At 55.2% G+C, this 19,674-nt stretch carries 15 protein-coding genes; 10 read left to right on the top strand and 5 right to left on the bottom strand.

What is annotated here, in order from left to right; all coding sequences use genetic code 11:
• Nucleotides 1–52: 52 nt before the first annotated feature.
• Complete coding sequence (locus RDN66_RS00170) at nt 53–1,105, bottom strand: YeiH family protein (RefSeq protein ID WP_115073871.1); 1,053 nt, start codon at nt 1,103–1,105, stop codon at nt 53–55.
• Between the two features lie 117 nt (nt 1,106–1,222).
• Between RDN66_RS00170 and yieE the strand changes: the two genes are divergently transcribed.
• The 3 genes from yieE to cirA all read left to right on the top strand — a co-directional run bounded on the left by yieE (nt 1,223) and on the right by cirA (nt 5,970).
• Nucleotides 1,223–2,089, top strand: coding sequence for a DNA-binding transcriptional regulator YeiE (gene yieE, locus RDN66_RS00165; RefSeq protein ID WP_202217581.1), 867 nt, complete (start codon nt 1,223–1,225; stop codon nt 2,087–2,089).
• 134 nt (nt 2,090–2,223) lie between these two features.
• Entirely contained in the window at nt 2,224–3,693 is a 1,470-nt protein-coding gene (locus RDN66_RS00160) for an amino acid permease (RefSeq protein ID WP_035893460.1), read from the top strand.
• A 309-nt stretch (nt 3,694–4,002) separates the two neighbouring features.
• Complete coding sequence (cirA, locus tag RDN66_RS00155; RefSeq protein WP_202217582.1) at nt 4,003–5,970, top strand: catecholate siderophore receptor CirA; 1,968 nt, start codon at nt 4,003–4,005, stop codon at nt 5,968–5,970.
• A gap of 130 nt (nt 5,971–6,100) precedes the next feature.
• On the opposite strand, the gene RDN66_RS00150 is transcribed toward cirA, so the two are convergent.
• From RDN66_RS00150 to RDN66_RS00140, 3 genes are read right to left on the bottom strand one after another with little or no spacing between them, the layout of a single operon-like run.
• On the bottom strand, nt 6,101–7,291 hold the full coding sequence (locus tag RDN66_RS00150) for a glycoside hydrolase family 88 protein (RefSeq protein WP_202218081.1): 1,191 nt from the start codon (nt 7,289–7,291) through the stop codon (nt 6,101–6,103).
• 20 nt (nt 7,292–7,311) lie between these two features.
• A complete protein-coding gene (locus tag RDN66_RS00145) occupies nt 7,312–8,577 on the bottom strand; it encodes an oligosaccharide MFS transporter (protein ID WP_035893457.1) in 1,266 nt (421 codons plus the stop codon).
• 31 nt (nt 8,578–8,608) lie between these two features.
• The gene (locus tag RDN66_RS00140) at nt 8,609–10,390 is read right to left on the bottom strand and encodes a DUF2264 domain-containing protein (RefSeq protein WP_308537435.1); all 1,782 of its coding nucleotides are present in this window, start codon (nt 10,388–10,390) and stop codon (nt 8,609–8,611) included.
• A 187-nt stretch (nt 10,391–10,577) separates the two neighbouring features.
• Between RDN66_RS00140 and RDN66_RS00135 the strand changes: the two genes are divergently transcribed.
• Nucleotides 10,578–11,447 carry an AraC family transcriptional regulator gene (locus RDN66_RS00135; protein WP_308537434.1) on the top strand — a complete coding sequence of 290 codons (870 nt, stop codon included), beginning with the start codon at nt 10,578–10,580 and terminating at the stop codon, nt 11,445–11,447.
• Nucleotides 11,448–11,530: 83 nt separating this feature from the next.
• Here RDN66_RS00135 and fghA read toward each other — a convergent pair whose 3' ends face one another.
• Nucleotides 11,531–12,367 carry an S-formylglutathione hydrolase gene (gene fghA / locus RDN66_RS00130; protein ID WP_202217583.1) on the bottom strand — a complete coding sequence of 279 codons (837 nt, stop codon included), beginning with the start codon at nt 12,365–12,367 and terminating at the stop codon, nt 11,531–11,533.
• A 138-nt stretch (nt 12,368–12,505) separates the two neighbouring features.
• Here fghA and RDN66_RS00125 point away from each other — a divergent pair, with 138 nt between their 5' ends.
• From RDN66_RS00125 to mglA, 6 genes are all read left to right on the top strand, one after another.
• Complete coding sequence (locus RDN66_RS00125) at nt 12,506–13,639, top strand: YbfB/YjiJ family MFS transporter (protein ID WP_202217584.1); 1,134 nt, start codon at nt 12,506–12,508, stop codon at nt 13,637–13,639.
• 115 nt (nt 13,640–13,754) lie between these two features.
• On the top strand, nt 13,755–14,423 hold the full coding sequence (gene folE, locus RDN66_RS00120; RefSeq protein WP_035893451.1) for a GTP cyclohydrolase I FolE: 669 nt from the start codon (nt 13,755–13,757) through the stop codon (nt 14,421–14,423).
• 20 nt (nt 14,424–14,443) lie between these two features.
• Nucleotides 14,444–15,601, top strand: a complete 1,158-nt coding sequence (gene yeiB / locus RDN66_RS00115) for a DUF418 domain-containing protein YeiB (RefSeq protein ID WP_202217585.1) — start codon at nt 14,444–14,446, stop codon at nt 15,599–15,601.
• Between the two features lie 156 nt (nt 15,602–15,757).
• Nucleotides 15,758–16,780: an HTH-type transcriptional regulator GalS gene (gene galS, locus RDN66_RS00110; protein ID WP_035893449.1), complete on the top strand. Its 1,023-nt coding sequence runs from the start codon at nt 15,758–15,760 to the stop codon at nt 16,778–16,780.
• A gap of 291 nt (nt 16,781–17,071) precedes the next feature.
• Nucleotides 17,072–18,070 carry a galactose/glucose ABC transporter substrate-binding protein MglB gene (gene mglB / locus RDN66_RS00105; RefSeq protein WP_035893447.1) on the top strand — a complete coding sequence of 333 codons (999 nt, stop codon included), beginning with the start codon at nt 17,072–17,074 and terminating at the stop codon, nt 18,068–18,070.
• A gap of 74 nt (nt 18,071–18,144) precedes the next feature.
• Nucleotides 18,145–19,665, top strand: a complete 1,521-nt coding sequence (gene mglA / locus RDN66_RS00100) for a galactose/methyl galactoside ABC transporter ATP-binding protein MglA (RefSeq protein ID WP_035893446.1) — start codon at nt 18,145–18,147, stop codon at nt 19,663–19,665.
• Nucleotides 19,666–19,674: the final 9 nt, after the last annotated feature.

The raw sequence follows: 19,674 nt of genomic DNA, 5'->3' as shown, positions 1-19,674 counted from the left end.
CCATACTCAAAAGGGGGAGTATAGCGGGTTAAAAGCGCTGAGTCGTTGTCGATTATGCCATCAGGTAGTGGATAGCGAAGTTAATCGCGCCGCCGCCAACAATCAGCCAGATGAACAGCACCAGCGCCATCATCAGCGGTTTCGCACCGGCTTTTTTCAGTGCGCTAACGTGTGTGGTCACGCCCAGCGCCGCCATTGCCATTGCCAGCAGGATGGTGTCCAGCGTAATCAGCATTTGCACCACACTGTTTGGCAGCAGGTGGAACGAGTTGAAGATGGTGACCACGATGAACAGGATGGCAAACCATGGGATCGTGATTTTGCTTTTCTCTGTTGCACCTGCCGGAGCCAATTGTTTAACACGAGCGGCCATAAACAGCAGGAACGGAGCCAGCATCATGACGCGCAGCATTTTGGCAATCACCGCCGCGTTTTCCGTTTCTGGCGTTACCGCATGGCCCGCTGCCACAACCTGCGCCACTTCGTGCATGGTCGAGCCGATATAGATACCGTAGGTTTCAGGCGTAAACCAGTGCGCCAGAAGCGGGTACATGGCCGGGTAGATGAAGATAGCCAACGTACCGAAGATAACCACGGTTGCCACCGCGACGGTCACTTTACTCGCCTCGGCTTTCACGACCGGCTCGGTCGCCAGTACCGCAGCCGCACCGCAGATACTGCTACCGGCACCAATCAGCCAGCTGGTATGTTTATCAAGACCAAAGACCTTCTGCCCGAGCCAGCAGGCCATCATAAAGGTACTGCACAGCGTCAGGGCGTCGATGATGATGCCACTTGCACCCACGTCGGCAATCTGAGCGAAGGTCAGACGGAAACCGTAAAGAATAATGCCCAGACGCAGCAAATGCTGCTTGGCGAACAGCACGCCGCCGTCGCAAGACTGCCAGAGTTTTGGGTAAATCGTGTTACCAATCACCATCCCGAACAGGATGGCTAGCGTCAGCGCGCTCATGCCTACGCCTGCTACGGCCGGGATATTGCCGATCCAGACTGCGGCACCGGTAATCACGGCGCTAAGGGCGAGTCCAGGGATAAAATGTTTGATACCGCGATGATGATGCGTTTCTAAGGTGACCTGTGTCATAGCCTTCTCCTTTGTCTGGCTAAAAGGTTACGCCTCGCTGGTTTAAAGATAAAATTGATTATATATTTATAATTAATCGTAATAACTGGTAAGGGCGGCCCGAGCGGCTGAAACACTATGCACATCACGCTGCGGCAGTTAGAAGTTTTTGCAGAGGTACTGAAAAGTGGCTCAACGACCCAGGCATCTCAGATGCTGGCGCTGTCGCAGTCGGCGGTCAGCGCGGCGTTGACCGATCTCGAAGGGCAGCTTGGCGTACAGCTTTTCGACCGCGTCGGCAAACGTCTGGTGGTTAACGAGCACGGCCGCCTGCTGTACCCGCGTGCGTTGGCGCTGCTGGAACAGGCTGGGGAAATAGAGCAGCTGTTTCGTGAAGATAACGGTGCGATTCGCGTCTACGCCAGTAGCACCATCGGCAACTATATTCTGCCGGGCATCATCGCCCGCTACCGCAAGGATTTTCCTACGCTGCCGCTGGAACTGAGCGTGGGCAACAGCCAGGATGTGATTAACGCGGTGGCGGACTTTCGCGTCGATATCGGCCTGATTGAAGGCCCATGCCACTCTGCGGATATTATTGCCGAGCCGTGGCTCGAGGATGAGCTAGTAGTGTTCTCCGCACCAGACAGCGCCTGGCTGCTGGGTGAGGTGACGCTCGAAAAGCTGGCGATGGCACCGTGGATCCTGCGTGAGAAAGGATCGGGCACCCGGGAAATCGTCGATTATTTGCTGCTTTCGCACCTGCCGCAGTTCCAGATGGGCATGGAGTTGGGTAACTCAGAAGCCATCAAACACGCGGTGCGTCACGACCTGGGCATTAGCTGCCTGTCGCGGCGGGTGATTGCAGAACAACTGGAAGCCGGAACGTTGGTGGAAGTGGCAATCCCGCTGCCGACGCTCAGCCGAACGCTGTGGCGCATCCATCATCGGCAAAAACACCTCTCCAACGCCCTTAAGCGCTTTTTGCACTACTGCGATATCTAAAATCGCCATCGGCTGCTTTACTTATAATAAGAGGCCAATCATGAAGGTCTCTTATAACAGCGCATTTCTACCGTGATCTGCGGGCTTCGTCTGCTACAATCGCGCCTCATTTTTTGGATGGATAGCATTTTCACATGGGTTCCGAAACAAAAACCACACAAGCGCCCGCGTTACGTCGCGAACTCAAGGCGCGTCACCTGACGATGATCGCCATTGGCGGTTCCATTGGTACAGGCCTGTTTGTTGCGTCCGGCGCAACCATTTCTCAGGCGGGCCCGGGCGGCGCGCTGTTTTCCTATATTCTGATTGGCCTGATGGTGTACTTCCTGATGACCAGTCTTGGCGAGCTGGCAGCCTATATGCCGGTATCCGGTTCTTTTGCCACCTATGGTCAGAACTATGTGGAAGAGGGCTTCGGCTTCGCGCTGGGCTGGAACTACTGGTATAACTGGGCGGTAACGATCGCCGTTGACCTGGTAGCCGCGCAGCTGGTGATGAGCTGGTGGTTCCCGGATACTCCAGGCTGGATCTGGAGCGCGCTGTTCCTGTGCGTTATCTTCCTGCTGAACTACATTTCGGTGAAAGGCTTTGGCGAAGCGGAATACTGGTTCTCGCTCATCAAAGTGGCGACCGTTATCATCTTTATCATCGTCGGCATCATGATGATCCTCGGCATCTTCAAAGGTGCGCAGCCTGTCGGCTGGAGCAACTGGACAACCGGCGACGCGCCGTTTGCCGGTGGGTTATCGGCAATGATTGGCGTGGCGATGATCGTCGGCTTCTCCTTCCAGGGTACCGAGCTTATCGGTATTGCGGCGGGCGAATCTGAAGATCCTGAGAAGAACATTCCGCGCGCGGTGCGTCAGGTGTTCTGGCGTATCCTGCTGTTCTATGTGTTCGCGATCCTGATTATCAGCCTGATCATTCCTTACACCGACCCAAGCCTGCTGCGTAACGACGTGAAAGATATCTCCGTCAGCCCGTTCACGCTGGTGTTCGAACACGCGGGTCTGCTCTCTGCGGCGGCGATTATGAACGCGGTTATCCTGACGGCGGTGCTGTCGGCGGGTAACTCCGGGATGTACGCGTCTACCCGTATGCTCTACACACTGGCCTGTGACGGCAAAGCGCCGCGCATCTTCTCGAAGTTGTCTCGTGGCGGCGTACCGCGTAACGCGCTGTATGCAACAACCGTCATTGCGGGCCTGTGCTTCCTGACCTCGATGTTTGGCAACCAGACCGTCTACCTGTGGTTGCTGAACACCTCCGGGATGACCGGCTTTATCGCCTGGCTGGGGATTGCGATTAGCCATTATCGCTTCCGTCGCGGCTACGTGATGCAGGGTCATGACCTGAACAACCTGCCGTACCGTTCCGGGTTCTTCCCGCTGGGGCCAATCTTCGCCTTCGTGCTGTGCCTGATTATTACTCTGGGCCAGAACTACGAAGCATTCCTGGCCGATACCATCGACTGGGGCGGCGTAGCGGCAACCTATATCGGTATTCCGCTGTTCCTGGTTATCTGGTTCGGCTATAAGCTGACCCGCGGTACGCACTTCGTACGCTATAGCGAAATGCACTTCCCGGAACGCTTTAAGAAATAATCAGCCGTTCGGTATACGATGAAAGCCTCTCTTCGGAGAGGTTTTTTTATGCCCACCACCGATGAAATAGACGCAAATAGTTACTTCTTGACATAACTTTAAATAAGCTTAATTGATAATCGTTATCATTACGTTTATTATCACGCCTCATACAAAAGGATGAAGCCATTTCCACTCCTGATGGATAAAACCTGGAGGGACCAGCCACATCTGCATAAAACAACAGGCCGTCGGTCAACGGCATTGCAGCAGCATTTGTGAGTAAGACCTCTTTGTTTTAATTCAGTATTCACCTCATGGAGATAGGAAATGTTCAGGTTAAACCCCTTGGTTCGGGGCGGGCTTTGTGCGTCCGTAATGTCCCTCGCGCTGCCGGTCAGCGCTGCCGATGATAAAGACGTGATGGTCGTGACAGCGGCTGCCACCGAGCAAAGCGTGAAGGATGCGCCCGCCAGTATCAGCGTGATCACTCAGGAAGATTTGCAGCGCAAGCCGGTGCAGAACCTGAAAGACGTGCTGAAAGAAGTTCCGGGCGTTCAGCTCACCAACGAAGGGGATAACCGCCAGGGCGTGAGTATTCGCGGCCTGGACAGCAGCTATACCCTGATTCTTATCGACGGTAAGCGCGTCAACTCGCGTAACGTCGTCTTCCGCCACAACGATTTCGACCTCAACTGGATCCCGGTAGACGCCATCGAGCGTATCGAAGTGGTGCGTGGGCCGATGTCCTCGCTGTACGGTTCTGATGCGCTGGGCGGCGTGGTCAATATCATCACCAAAAAGATTGGCGCTAAATGGACGGGAACCGTCACCGCGGATACCACGATTCAGGAACATCGCGATCGCGGTGACACCTGGAATGGCCAGTTCTATACCGCAGGCCCGCTGGTGGATGGCGTGCTCGGCATGAAGGCTTTCGGTAGTCTGGCAAAACGCGAGAAAGACGCTCAACAAACTTCTACAACCAGCACCACCGGTGAGAGCCCGCGTATTGAAGGCTTCACCAGCCGCGATGCCAACGTTGAATTTGCCTGGACGCCAAACGAGAGCAACGATATTACCGCGGGCTACGGTTTCGATCGCCAGGACCGCGACTCTGACTCGCTCGATCGTAACCGCGTTGAACGCCAGAACTACTCGTTAAGTCACAATGGTCGATGGGAACTGGGCAACAGCGAGCTTAAGTACTACGGCGAGAAGGTCGTCAATAAGAACCCTGGCAACGCCAGTGAAATCACCTCGGAAAGCAATACCATCGACGGGAAATACGTGTTGCCGCTGGGGATGATTAACCAACTGGTGACCTTCGGTGGTGAATGGCGCCACGATAAGCTTAGCGACCCAGTTAACCTGACGCGCGGTACCAGCAGCGAAACGTCAGCCAGCCAATATGCGCTGTTCCTCGAAGATGAATGGCGCATCTTCGAGCCGCTGGCGCTGACCACCGGTATCCGTATGGACGATCACCAGACCTATGGCGATCACTGGAGCCCGCGTGCGTATCTGGTCTATAACGCGACCGATACCGTGACGGTAAAAGGGGGCTGGGCGACGGCGTTTAAAGCGCCTTCTCTGCTGCAGCTAAGCCCTGACTGGGCCACCAATTCCTGCCGTGGCGGCTGCCGTATCGTTGGTAGCCCGGACCTGAAGCCGGAAACCAGTGAGAGTTTCGAAGTGGGTCTTTACTACCAGGGCGAAGAGGGCTGGCTGGAAGGCGTGCAGGCCAACGTCACCACCTTCCAGAATGACATCGACGACATGATTAACATCAGTCGTACGCGTGATAAGAATGCTGCGCCGGGCTATCCGAACTTTGTTGGCTTCGATAACGGTGTGCCGGTGTTTGCCTACTACAACGTTAACAAAGCGCGTATTCGCGGCGTGGAGTCCGAGCTGAAAGTACCGTTTGGCGACGACTGGAAGGTGACGTTGAATTACACCTATAACGACGGGCGAGACCTGAGCAACGGCGGTGACAAGCCGCTGCAGGAGCTGCCGTTCCATACCGGTAATGGGCGTGTAGACTGGAGCCCGATTCAGGACTGGACGTTCTATCTGGCGGGAAGCTATACCGGTAAGCAGCGTGCCACGTCGGCTACGGCGAAAACACCGGGTGGCTATACCACCTGGGATATCGGCGGCTCATGGCAGGCGACCAAAGACGTCAAGCTGCGCGCGGGCGTGCTCAACGTCGGGGATAAAGACCTGAATCGTGATGACTACAGCTATAACGAAGATGGTCGCCGCTACTTTATGGCAGTGGATTACCGCTTCTAAGTCTGTGCTAACCCCGGCGGCGCTTACGCTTGGCCGGGCTACTGACTATGGTAGCCCGGGCGAGCAAAGCGACACCGGGAATTGCACCATAATAAAAGGCCCGATAAGCGCAACGCTATCGGGCCTTTTATTACCAGTAGCTTTGCCAGTTCCTCGTCGCTCGCACCATCGCTTCTATCAGGAAGTAATCCCCCCAGCTACAGCACTCGTCCACGCCAACCCCACCTTTAAAGTAATAGACCGAATGCTTAAGCAGACCCTGGCCCGGCGTATGCTCGCGGTTAACGTAACCGTCGATCATATTGCCAACCATCCGCAGCGCCAGCGTTTCATAGCTCTCACGATCCGGATGAGTAACAGGCAGATGCTTAACCAGCTCCAGCAGGGCGCAGGCGACGATTGCCGCCGCCGAACTGTCACGCTCGCTGGTAGGAGCGGTCAGCGCCAGATCCCAATAACAGACAAGATCCTCCGGCAGCCGATTCAAGTAGTAATTCGCCAGCGTCTGGCTCAGCGTCAGCAGGCGTTCATCCCCGGTGTGCAGGTAGTTCAGCAGGAAGCCGTACACGCCCCACGCCTGGCCGCGCGCCCAGCATGAATCGTCGGAAAAGCCCTGGTGGGTGTTACCAAAGCGCGGCTCGCCGGTTTCTACATCCATATACCAGGTATGGAAGGTAGAGCCGTCTGCACGCACGATATGGCGACGCGCCCGCTCAATGTGCTGCTTCGCTGCCTCGGCGTAGCGCGGGTCGCCGCTAGCCGCGCTGGCTTCATACAGCAGCGGTAGGTTCATGTTGCAGTCGATTATCATGCGGCCCTGTTGCTCTGGATTATCTAGCTCACCCCACGCCTGGATGATCCCGGCCTTCTCGTTGTAGCGCTCCATCAGCGCTTCGGCGGCGAGCAGGGCGATGTAGCCCGCCTCGCGGTTTCCGGTCAGACGCTCGCCCGCCACGCAGGAGAGGCTATAAAGGAAGCCCAGATCGTGATGGTTAGTGTGGTCGCGGTTAATAATCCGCTGGCCGAAGGAGTGAATATGCTGCTCCGCCAGCGTGCGGTAGCGCTCAAGCCCCGTCCACTCATAGGCCAGCCACAGCTGCCCGGTCCAGAAGCTGGTGGTCCATTCGACGTTATCAATAATTGGATAGACCCCGTTTTTACAGGCCGCATCCGGGAAGCGCGAGCCGAAATAGTCGGCATTGTCATCAATAGCCTTCAGCAGCGCAGGCATCGCCCCGCGAATTTTACGGTCAATCTCTTCACGTTCTCCCGGTTTCAGAGTGTATGAGGCAAGGGGTTCTTTTCTGATCTGTTCAGACATCATGCTGGCATATTCCCGTTTTAATTAAGCGCTTGCTGCTTGATTTCCTGTTCTACAGCGCGCTTTTTGTGGCTGTAGCAGGTTGATAAGGTGAGGGCGGAGACGCCGGTGAACACCAGGGCGATAATGCCCATGATGAGATAGGTGTGCTCAAAGCCGATAGTTTGATAGGCATAACCCGCCGGCGGTGCGACGACGATAGAACCGACGTAGATCATCGCCTGGTAGCCCAGCAGGTACATGGTGGCGTTGACGCGTTTATCGAAATGCTCGGCAATGTATTTGAAGACCGACACCAGAATCAGGGCAATCTCAATACCGTACAGCGGTTTTACAAGGCAGATAATCAGCGGATCGTTGGTCATGCCGGAGATAATCAGGCGCAGGCTGATAACCAGACCGGTCAGTAGCATCCCCTGCTTGGCACCGATGCGGTTGATAATCGCCGGTACCAGCATCATGCCGAAGAATTCTGCGGCGGACTGCGCGGTGCTCATATAGCCGAACATGGCGTTGCCTTCCTCTTTGGTGGAGAAGAAGGTGACGAAGTAGCGGGAGAACTGCTGCTCGGCGATAAACATCATCCAGGCCACGCCCGCGATGTAGAGCGAAAACATCCAGAACTTGCGGTTTTTCAGCAGGTTCAGCACGTCGGTAATGACGATTTTCTCTTTCGATAAAACGTTATTTTCTTCTTTGCCGAAATGGTCCACCTTGAGCGTTAGGAGCACGGCGAACATGCACAGCGCCGACACGCTGCTGATAGCGAAGTTGATTTTTGGCGAAATGTTATAGAGGAAGCCGGAGAAAGAGGAGGCGGTCGCCCAGCCGAGCGCCGCCCACATGCGGATACGGCCAAACTCCATATTATACAGGCGGCTGAAGCGGTCGACGTAGGACTCTTCCGCCGCCACGCCCGCGTACCAGCCGAGGCTAAAGAACAGCGCGCCGACAATCATGCCGGTGATGAAATGCGTTTGCAGCAGCGGCAGGTAGATCCAGATATAGAACGGTGCCATCAGCGCTGAGACGATGCAGACAAAATAGAGCAGGTGCTTCTTCATGCCGATTTTGTCCATGATGTAGCCGTACACCGGCTTAATCACCACCGCGAATACGCCGTTCACCGCGAAGACGGTGCCGATATCCACGGCATCGAGCCCCGCTTTATCGCCAAGCCAGATAGCGTACAGGCCGAAGCTTGCCGCCCAGGTAAAGGTAAACAGAAAAACAAAGAGACTGAGTTTTATATACGCCGAACGTGTCGACTGAATCATCGTGGTCATTGCGGTCTCCGCCGTTATCCAGAGGTCAGGGTTATCTTATGGTGAGCGTCAGGTCGTTCACGGTTAACTGCTGTGTCGTAACATCAAAATGTAATGGTGCCGGCAGTTCACGCACCGCGCCCGGGTCGGCGCTGACGTAGCAGGCGAGCCAGTAGGAGCCAGCGCTAAGCTGAGTGCGAAGGCAGGGAATCGTGGCCGGCGCGGCGTACAGCAAATTGCTGTTCGGCGGCGTGGTGACGGTGAACGGCTGACGATCGTCGGTCAGGCTCACCATCCGGCTATAGTGGCGCGCGGTTTCAAGGGTGACACCGTTTTCGGTGATGATCTGGTGCGTTTGCTGGTGGCGATTAGCGGCAAATCCGCCCTCAACGCAGTCCAGCGCTCGTGGCGTGTGTATGCGGTGGACGCGAACGTGGCCTTGTGGCAGCGCAACCAGCCAGGTGGTGACGGTCACGTCGTCCCACGGACGCCATTCGCTACGAACCCAGCTATCCGTCACTTCAGAGCATTCACACTCGCGGCGGCCGCGATAGTAGCCATCACCGTTGCTGAACAGCAGCATGGAATCCACCGCCGCGTGGCTCAGGCCGTAGCGCCCACGCTCCAGGGTAAAACCAAACTGGCTGGAATAGGCAAATTTGCAGTACTTCTGCTCGAAGTTAACGAAGTTATTTTTGTCGAACTGACCGGACATCAGCATCCATGCGTGGCGCTGCTCATCGCTATGGATGATGATTTGCCCTGCCTCGGGAATCGGGTGAATCGCGTCCAACGTTGGCAGCGGTTCACATGCGGCCTGCCAGAAGGCGCTCTCTTCCGGCAGCGCCAGAATCAGCATCGCCTTCAGCGCCCAGTAGGGGGAACCGGGGCTGTTGTAGTCCTCGGCCATAATCAGGTTTGGGTAGCTGTAGCCGATGGTGAACAGGCCATCTGCGCCGATAAACGGTTTATCGAGCCAGCTTTCAAGGTGGCGTAAAATCAGCCCCTTCACCACGCCCGGGGTAAATACCTCCAGTTCGGTAAAGGCAACCGCGCTCCAGAACGCAACCTGCACAAAGCGGTAGGTCAGGCTGCGGCCAAACGGTATGCCTTCGCCGTTAGCGGCAAAATAGTAGGCGTAATCTTTAGCGAACTGCTGGGCGCGCTGGCGATAGCGCAGGCAGCGCTCCGGGTCGACGTCCTGCATAAAGTGGCTGTAGATCAGGCCATAAAAATGGAAGGCGCTGGAGATATAATAGTCGCGCGGTTTGCCCGCGCCGTCGCTATACCAGCCGTTGCCGAGCCAGAAGGGCTCAATGGCGTCGAGATGACGGTTGATGACCGCCATGTCGTAGGGGCGTCCGACGCACTTCAGCCCAAGCTGGATGAGCACCGGGAAGAAGTGCCAGTTGTTGTCCGGCACCGCGACGTCTGCGCTCTGGCTGAGCCAGTGGGTGAGATTATCCTGCTCTTCGGCTGAGAGCGACGACCACAGCTTACCGTTGGGCAGCGCGAGGCCGAGACCAAAGGCCGCCATTTCTACGCAGCGTTGGTCGTTGTCGCCGACATCACCCCAGTAGCCTGCGTGCTGTGAGTTACTGCCATTGCGCACGCCGGTGACAAACGCATCGTGCCACGCTGGTACGGTACCGCCGCTCACCAGCGGAAATAGGCCCCACATCAGACGAACAAAACCCTCCATTCCGGCGACGTCGTCCGGGTATTGCGCGGCGGTATCGCCCGCATGAAGTCGCGTGCAGTCCGCCGATAAACGGGGAACCGCCGCCGCTATCCAACCCTCGACTAATGCACCATATTCTTGTTTTGTCCGCATGATGAAATCCCGTTTCAGTTTGTTGATGGCGGACGAATAATAGGAATTTGACGCGGTTGGCAAATGTGATTGTGCTCTTACTTTTAAGCATGAAGGGTAATTAAAAATAATTTTATGGCGTAATTTGGCGCAAAAGTTTTATTCCGATGATGAAAGTTTAAGTTTATTAACATGCGGGGCTGGCACTGTGGCACATTCACAACCAACGGAAGACACCACCTATCTCGAACAGATTCATCTCAACGATAAATCTATCTATTTCAATCGGATGCAGAATCTACCCGCCAACTATTACCACTGGCACCAGTGCGCGGAGATCCTTTCCGTTTCACGGGGGGTGGGCATCGCGCTGATGGAGCATCAGCAATATACGGTGAAGTCGGGGCGACTATTTATTTTTCCACCGGGCAAACTTCACAAGGTTTACGTCGAGCAAAGCGATCGCAACCTCTATCACCGTACTACGCTGCACTTTAACCCGTCGTTGATTGAACCCTGGCTGCGGGATTTTCCCCGTCAGCAGATGCTACTGCGTCAGCTCTGCGGGCGCGGTGAAAAGGCGAGGGTGTTTGACGTTGGTGACCTACAGCCGGTGATTGAAACGCTGTTGCAGCGCTTTGAAAACTTAACGCACGAAGAGAGCTGGAGTACCAGCGACAGCGCGTTTTTGATTATGCAGCTGATTAGCCTGTTGCCGCAGCAGGAGCAGGCGGTAGGGCATAACACTTTCTCGTCGACGATTATCCGCTGGCTGGAGAACCACTATCATGAACGCTGTTCATTAGAAGAGATTGCTGCCGTGATGGGCTGCTCACGTGGACATACCTCACGGCGGTTTCATGATGAAACCGGCGGGACGATTCAGGAGTATTTAATGATGCGGCGCATTCGCCAGGCCTGCGAGCTGTTGCTGCATTCACAGCATTCGGTGCGGGAGATTGCCGAAAGGGTCGGCTTTACCGAGTACGCGTGGTTTATTACCTGTTTTCGCAAAAATATGGGGAAAACGCCGTTGCAGTATCGCAAGGCGTATCCGTATACGTTGCCGGAGAGATAACCCCCGGCGTCGCGATGCTCGGCTGGGCTTCAACGCCCACGTAGCCCGGACGAGGCGCATAAGCGCCGACTCCGGGGCTGCCATTATTTCAGCAGATACTCGGCGTGGAAGCGCAGATGATCTTCAATAAACGAAGCAATAAAGTAGTAGCTGTGGTCGTAACCCGGCTGAATGCGTAGGGTCAGTGGCCAGTCTTTCTGCCGCGCGGCTTCGGCAAAGACCGCTGGCTGCAGTTGATCGGCGAGGAACTGATCGTTATCACCCTGATCGATCAACATCGGGATTGCATGCTCTGCCTGGCTTGCCAGCAGCAGCTCGGTGCTATCCCATTCTTTCCAGCGAGCAACGTCATCACCCAGATAGGCATTAAACGCTTTCTGCCCCCACGGCACCCGGCTTGGGTTGACTATCGGCGCAAAGGCGGACGCGCTGCAATATTTGCCTGGGTTTTTCAGCGCCAGCATCAGCGCGCCGTGGCCGCCCATGGAGTGGCCGCTAATCGCGCTTCGCGGGCTCACGTTAAACTGCGCCTGAATCAGCGCTGGCAGTTCGTCGCACAGATAATCATACATGCGGTAATGCGTGGCCCACGGGGACTCGGTGGCGTTCAGGTAAAAACCTGCGCCCTGGCCGAGGTCATATCCGGCATCATTGGCAACACCCTCGCCACGCGGGCTGGTGTCCGGCATCACCAATACAATGCCCAGCTCGGCGGCAACGCGCTGCGCCCCGGCTTTGGTGGTGAAGTTCTCGTCGTTACAGGTCAGGCCAGACAGCCAGTACAGCACCGGCGGCGGCGTTTTTTTCCCTTCCGGAGGCAAAAACAGACTAAAGGTCATCGTGCAATTTAGCGTGGCAGAATGGTGCTGCCAGCGCTGCTGCCAGCCGCCATAACAGCGGTGCTCTTCAAGCATTTCCATGCGGGCTCCTCGCGGTTTTGGTCAAAATATATCAGTCCATCATACAGATAATTCATCAGCGGTGAGTAACTTTCACTTCCGCATAACATCGACATGTTGCATCATAAAGATAACTTTACATTTACATCCGGGGCGTTCATGCCGGTACGTATTGCGCTAAGCGGTTTTCTGGTACTGGTGGCAACAATGGGGATAGGGCGCTTCGCGTTCACCCCTCAGGTGCCGCTGATGATCGGCGAAGGCGAGCTGACGTTGACCAGTGCGGGTCTCGTCGCCGCGCTGAACTATCTGGGTTATCTGGTTGGCGCGTGGGATGCCATGCGCGCCCATCGCGGCGTGGAAATGCGTCTCTATGCCGGGATTGTGGGCGCCGTTGCGCTGACCTTTATCTCCGCGCTGGCGGATAACGCCTGGCTGCACGGCGCACTGCGCTTTGTGATCGGCTGTATGAGCGGCTGGGCAATGGTGCTGACGGCGGCGTGGGTTAACGAACGGCTGGCGCATTACGCCAGGCCGGGCTTAAGCGCGGCGGTATTTGCCGGGCCGGGTGCAGGCATTGCGCTAAGCGGGCTGCTCGGCGTGTTTATTCATGCGCAGTCGCTGAGCGCAGCGGCAGGCTGGCAGCTGTATGGCGTGCTGGCGCTGCTGTTGGTGGCGCTGATTGGCCGCTGGCTGCCGCGTCCCGGCGAGCTGCACCGCAGCGGTGAAAAACCCGAGCCGCTGACCTTAACCACCAATCTCAAACGGCTGGTGTGGAGCTATAGCCTGGCGGGCTTCGGTTACATCCTGCCCGCCACCTTTTTATCGCAGATGGCGAGCCACCGTTTTCCCGAGAGCCTGTTTGCCCAGTTTATCTGGCCGATTTTCGGGCTGGCGAGCATGGTGGGGATTGGCCTGAGTATCGCAATGCGTCGAGTCGGTCACACCCATCAGCGTCTGGCCGTCGTACTGTGGTTGCAGGGGGTAGGCGTATTGCTGGCCTGGCTGTTGCCGGGAATGAGCGGACTGGTTTGTGGCGCGCTGTTGGTCGGTGGTGGATTCTTAGCGGCGGTTCAGCTTTCACTGCTTTATGGCCGCGAACTGGCACCGAAACACGCACGATATATGGCCGGGCTGCTGACCACGGGTTACGCCGTCGGGCAGCTGGTGGGGCCGATGACCTCGGCGATATCCACGTGGCTCACCCAGCGGCTGGAGCCTGCGCTGGGTATCGCCGCGGTAGCCTTACTGATTGGCGGCGCGCTGGTCTGGCGTCCTCAGCCTGAAAGATAAGAACGATTGCAATAATTATCGCGACGAATACTGGATTCTGTGCGTCGCCTCACGCACAATGAGTGCAAACTTTGCACCGATAAAAGCAAAGCGCCACACCTGCAGGAGAATAAAAATGTCATCACTGAGTAAAGAAGCGGTCCTGGTACACGAAGCGCTGGTCGCCCGTGGTCTGGAAACCCCGCTGCGCCCATCGGAGCGCGAAATGGATAATGAAACCCGTAAGCGCCTGATTACAGGGCATATGACCGAGATCATGCAGCTGCTGAACCTCGATCTGAGTGATGACAGCCTGATGGAAACGCCGCATCGCATTGCCAAAATGTATGTCGACGAAATTTTCTCCGGTCTGGATTACGCCAATTTCCCGAAAATTACCGTTATTGAAAATAAGATGAAGGTCGACGAGATGGTCACGGTGCGCGATATCACCTTAACCAGTACCTGCGAACACCATTTTGTGACCATCGACGGTAAAGCGACCGTGGCTTACATCCCGAAAGATTCGGTGATCGGCCTGTCTAAAATCAACCGTATCGTGCAGTTCTTCGCCCAGCGCCCGCAGGTGCAGGAGCGTCTGACGCAGCAGATCCTGACGGCGCTGCAAACGCTGCTCGGTACTAACAATGTGGCAGTGTCTATTGACGCGGTGCACTACTGCGTGAAAGCACGCGGCATTCGCGATGCGACCAGTGCCACCACCACAACCTCTCTGGGTGGCCTGTTCAAGTCTAGCCAGAATACCCGCCAGGAGTTCTTGCGCGCGGTACGTCACCACAACTAATCGACTCACGGAGCAGGTGCATGGAACGAAACGTCACGCTGGATTTTATTCGTGGCGTAGCCATACTGGGTATCCTGCTGCTGAATATCAGCGCCTTCGGCTTGCCGAAGGCCGCTTATCTTAACCCCGCCTGGTACGGTGAGATTACCTCTCGTGATGCCTGGACGTGGGCCATCCTCGACCTGTTTGCGCAGGTAAAATTCCTTACGCTGTTTGCGCTGCTGTTTGGTGCGGGTCTGCAATTGCTGCTACCGCGGGGCTCGCGCTGGATCCAAAGCCGCCTGACGCTGCTGGCGTTGCTCGGGTTTATTCACGGGCTGCTGTTCTGGGACGGCGATATTTTGCTCGCCTATGCGTTGGTGGGGCTGGTTTGCTGGCGCCTGGTCCGCGACGCGCGCGACGTGAAAGCCTTATTCAATACCGGCGCGATGCTGTACGTCATTGGCGTGGCGGTACTGCTGTTGCTTGGGCTGATTGCGGATAACGGACAAAGTCGCTCGTGGGTGCCGGATGCTTCAAACCTGCTCTACGAACATTACTGGAAGCTGAACGGCGGATTTGAAGCCATCAGCAACCGCAGCGATATGCTCTCGGCAAACCTTCTGGCGCTGGGTGCGCAGTACGGCTGGCAGCTTGCCGGCATGATGCTAATGGGGGCGGCATTGATGCGCTGCGGCTGGCTGAAAGGGCAGTTCAGCCATCGTCATTACCGCCGTTGTGCGGTGCTGTGCATCTCTCTTGGCATGCTGATTAACCTACCGGCGATTGCCGCGCAGTGGCATCTCGACTGGGCCTATCGCTGGTGCGCGTTTTTGCTGCAAGCGCCGCGCGAAATTAGCGCGCCGATCCAAACGCTGGGTTACGCCGCGCTGGCTTACGCCTACTGGCCGCAAATCAGCCGTTCCCGGCTGGCGGCAGCGGTGGTCTGCGTGGGGCGCATGGCGCTGACCAACTACCTTCTGCAAACGCTCATTTGTACCACGCTGTTCTATCACTTCGGTCTGTTCATGAAGTATGACCGTCTGACGCTACTGGCGTTTGTTGTCCCCGTATGGCTGGTCAACCTTGGCTTCTCTGTGCTGTGGCTGCGTCATTTCCGTCAGGGCCCCGTTGAGTGGCTGTGGCGTCAATTGACGGCAAAAGCATCAGGCGTGTCATTCCGCAACACATTTAGATAACGATCCAGATCACAACCATTAACAAAATGGATGTAACCGTTTCCAAGGCTGTGACCTTTCTCACGTAGTTGCCGCAGACTCACTGCCAGAATAGCGCTCTCGCTGTACATAGGGGGTGTAACGTGAACTGCAGCAATATTAAATCGGGCGGTGAGTATGATCACCATTCGTGATGTCGCCCGCCAGGCGGGCGTTTCCGTTGCCACCGTTTCACGGGTGCTGAACAACAGCGCTCTGGTCAGTCAGGATACCCGCGATACCGTGATGAAAGCGGTGTCGGCATTGGGTTATCGTCCGAATGCGAACGCGCAAGCGCTGGCAACGCAGGTCAGCGATACCATTGGCTGCGTGGTGATGGACGTCTCCGACGCCTTCTTTGGCGCGCTGGTTAAAGCGGTGGATACCGTCGCCCAGCAGCATCATAAATATGTGCTTATTGGCAATAGCTACCACGAAGCAGAAAAAGAGCGCAACGCCATTGAGGTGCTGATTCGTCAGCGCTGTAGTGCGCTTATCGTCCATTCTAAAGCCTTAAGCGATCGGGAACTCAGCGAGTTTATGGCACACATGCCCGGCATGGTGCTGATTAACCGTATCGTTCCCGGCTATGCCCATCGCTGCGTCTGCCTGGATAACGTCAGCGGTGCGCTGATGGGAACCCGGATGCTGCTCAATCATGGGCATCAGCGCATTGGCTATCTCGCGTCCAGCCACAGCATTGAAGATGATGATATGCGCCGGGAAGGGTGGGCGCGTGCGCTGCTGGAGCAGGGCATTGTCGCTCCCGATAGCTGGGTTGGCACCGGCTCGCCGGATATGCAGGGTGGGGAAGCGGCCATGGTCGAACTGCTCGGACGCAATGCCGGGCTAACCGCCGTGTTTGCCTATAACGATAATATGGCGGCCGGCGCGCTGAGTGCGCTTAAAGATAACGGTATTGCCGTACCGCAGCAGGTTTCAGTCATCGGCTTTGACGATATTCCCATTGCTCGCTATACCGATCCACAGTTGACGACCATCCGCTACCCGATTGTTTCTATGGCAAAACAGGCGACGGAGCTGGCGCTTTTAGGGGCGGCGGGCAAGCTTGATAGTGAGGCCACTCACTGTTTTATGCCGACCCTGGTTCGTCGCCATTCTGTGGCGCAGCGGCAATCTGTGCATCCCATCACGAACTAATTTGTTAGTGTTATGTAACCGTTTTCAATCTGTGAGTAAATTCACAGATTGTTAACATCGGCATCGCTATGATGGCAGCGTTTATCAGGCTGAAACATGATGTAACGGTGATTAATCACTTTTTATAGCGTAAATCAGCTGCAAAAACAGTTTAGAACGTCATCTGGATTGTTGCTCAACACGGAAGAACAAATTTTTATCAGTGAATTTCGTCGTGCAGTAACAATTTATTAACTCTGCCCGCCGACTATTTTCACCCGAACTACCCTGCATAATAAAACCGGAGATACCATGAATAAGAAGGTGTTAACCCTGTCTGCCCTGATGGCCAGCATGTTTTTCGGTGCAGCAGCGCACGCTGCCGATACCCGTATTGGCGTAACTATCTATAAATACGACGACAACTTTATGTCCGTTGTGCGTAAAGCTATCGAGAAAGATGCGAAAGCCGCGCCGGACGTTCAGCTGCTGATGAACGACTCCCAGAACGACCAGTCTAAGCAGAACGACCAGATTGACGTGCTGCTGGCAAAAGGCGTGAAGGCGCTGGCTATCAACCTGGTTGACCCTGCGGCGGCAGGCACGGTCATTGAAAAAGCGCGCGGTCAGAATGTACCGATCGTTTTCTTCAACAAAGAACCTTCTCGTAAAGCGCTGGATAGCTATGACAAAGCGTACTACGTGGGCACCGATTCTAAAGAATCCGGTATTATCCAGGGCGATCTGATTGCTAAACACTGGGCGGCAAACCCAAACTGGGACCTGAACAAAGACGGCCAGATTCAGTTCGTGCTGCTGAAAGGCGAACCGGGCCACCCGGATGCTGAAGCGCGTACCACCTACGTTATCAAAGAGCTGAACGACAAGGGCCTGAAAACCCAGCAGCTGCAGCTGGATACCGCCATGTGGGATACCGCTCAGGCTAAAGACAAGATGGACGCATGGCTGTCCGGCCCTAACGCTAACAAAATTGAAGTCGTTATCGCCAACAACGATGCGATGGCAATGGGTGCGGTAGAAGCGCTGAAAGCGCACAACAAATCTTCCATCCCTGTCTTCGGCGTGGATGCGCTGCCAGAAGCGCTGGCGCTGGTTAAATCTGGGGCAATGGCGGGTACCGTGCTGAACGATGCTAACAACCAGGCGAAAGCGACCTTCGATCTGGCGAAAAACCTCGCTGCCGGTAAAGGCGCCGCTGATGGCACCAACTGGAAGATCGAGAATAAAATCGTCCGCGTACCTTACGTTGGCGTAGATAAAGACAACCTTAGCGAATTCACCGGTAAGTAATCTTTAAATATATAGGGCGCGCATTTGTGCGCCCTATAAATACTGACGCAGAAATATCGCAGCCAGGTATATATATGGACAACAATAATAGAGAGCCGTCTGGCGAATTCTTGTTGGAAATGAGCCAGATCAACAAGTCATTTCCGGGCGTAAAAGCACTCGATAATGTTAACCTGAAAGTTCGTCCGCACTCTATCCATGCATTAATGGGTGAAAACGGCGCGGGCAAATCAACGTTATTAAAATGCCTATTTGGGATCTACCAAAAAGATTCCGGCAGCATTCTATTCCAGGGTAAAGAAATCGATTTCCATTCCGCTAAAGAAGCGCTGGAAAATGGTATTTCCATGGTTCACCAGGAACTTAACCTGGTATTACAACGTTCGGTCATGGACAACATGTGGTTAGGTCGTTACCCAACCAAAGGCATGTTTGTCGACCAGGACAAAATGTATCGTGATACCAAAGCCATCTTTGATGAGCTGGATATTGATATCGACCCGCGCGCGCGCGTCGGTACGCTCTCCGTGTCGCAGATGCAGATGATTGAAATCGCCAAGGCCTTCTCCTATAACGCGAAAATCGTGATTATGGATGAACCTACGTCGTCGCTGACGGAAAAAGAGGTAAACCACCTGTTTACCATTATCCGTAAGCTGAAAGACCGCGGCTGCGGCATCGTCTATATCTCGCATAAGATGGAAGAAATTTTCCAGCTGTGTGATGAAATCACCGTTCTGCGTGATGGTCAGTGGATTGCCACCCAGCCGCTGGAAGGGTTGGATATGGACAAGATCATCGCCATGATGGTTGGTCGCTCACTGAACCAGCGTTTCCCGGACCGCCAGAACGTACCGGGCGAGGTTATCCTCGACGTGCAGCATCTGACGTCCTTGCGTCAGCCGTCGATTCGTGACGTTTCGTTCCAGCTGCGTAAAGGGGAAATCCTTGGCATCGCTGGGCTGGTGGGAGCCAAGCGTACCGATATCGTGGAAACGCTGTTTGGTGTGCGCGAAAAATCGGGCGGCACTATTACTCTGCACGGCAAGAAAATTAATAACCATAGCGCCAACGAAGCGATTAATAACGGCTTTGCGCTGGTGACCGAAGAACGTCGCTCGACGGGTATTTACGCCTACCTTGATATTGGATTTAACTCATTAATTTCGAATATCAAGAACTATAAAAATAAAGTGGGTCTGCTGGATAACTCTCGCATGAAGAGCGACACCCAATGGGTTATCGACTCTATGCGCGTGAAGACGCCTGGACACCACACACAGATTGGTTCGTTATCCGGTGGTAACCAGCAGAAGGTCATTATTGGACGCTGGCTGTTAACCCAGCCTGAAATTCTGATGCTGGATGAACCGACTCGTGGTATCGACGTAGGTGCAAAATTTGAAATTTATCAATTAATCGCCGAGCTGGCGAAGAAAGATAAAGGGATCATTATTATTTCTTCAGAAATGCCAGAGCTACTGGGTATTACTGACCGCATCCTTGTCATGAGTAATGGCCTGGTTGCCGGGATTGTTGAAACGAAAACTGCAACGCAAAACGAAATTCTCCGTCTTGCGTCATTGCACCTTTAATTTCAGGGG

Source organism: uncultured Kluyvera sp. (assembly GCF_902485085.1).
GTDB lineage: Bacteria > Pseudomonadota > Gammaproteobacteria > Enterobacterales > Enterobacteriaceae > Kluyvera > Kluyvera ascorbata.
This window is presented reverse-complemented; position numbering and strand designations above follow the sequence as displayed.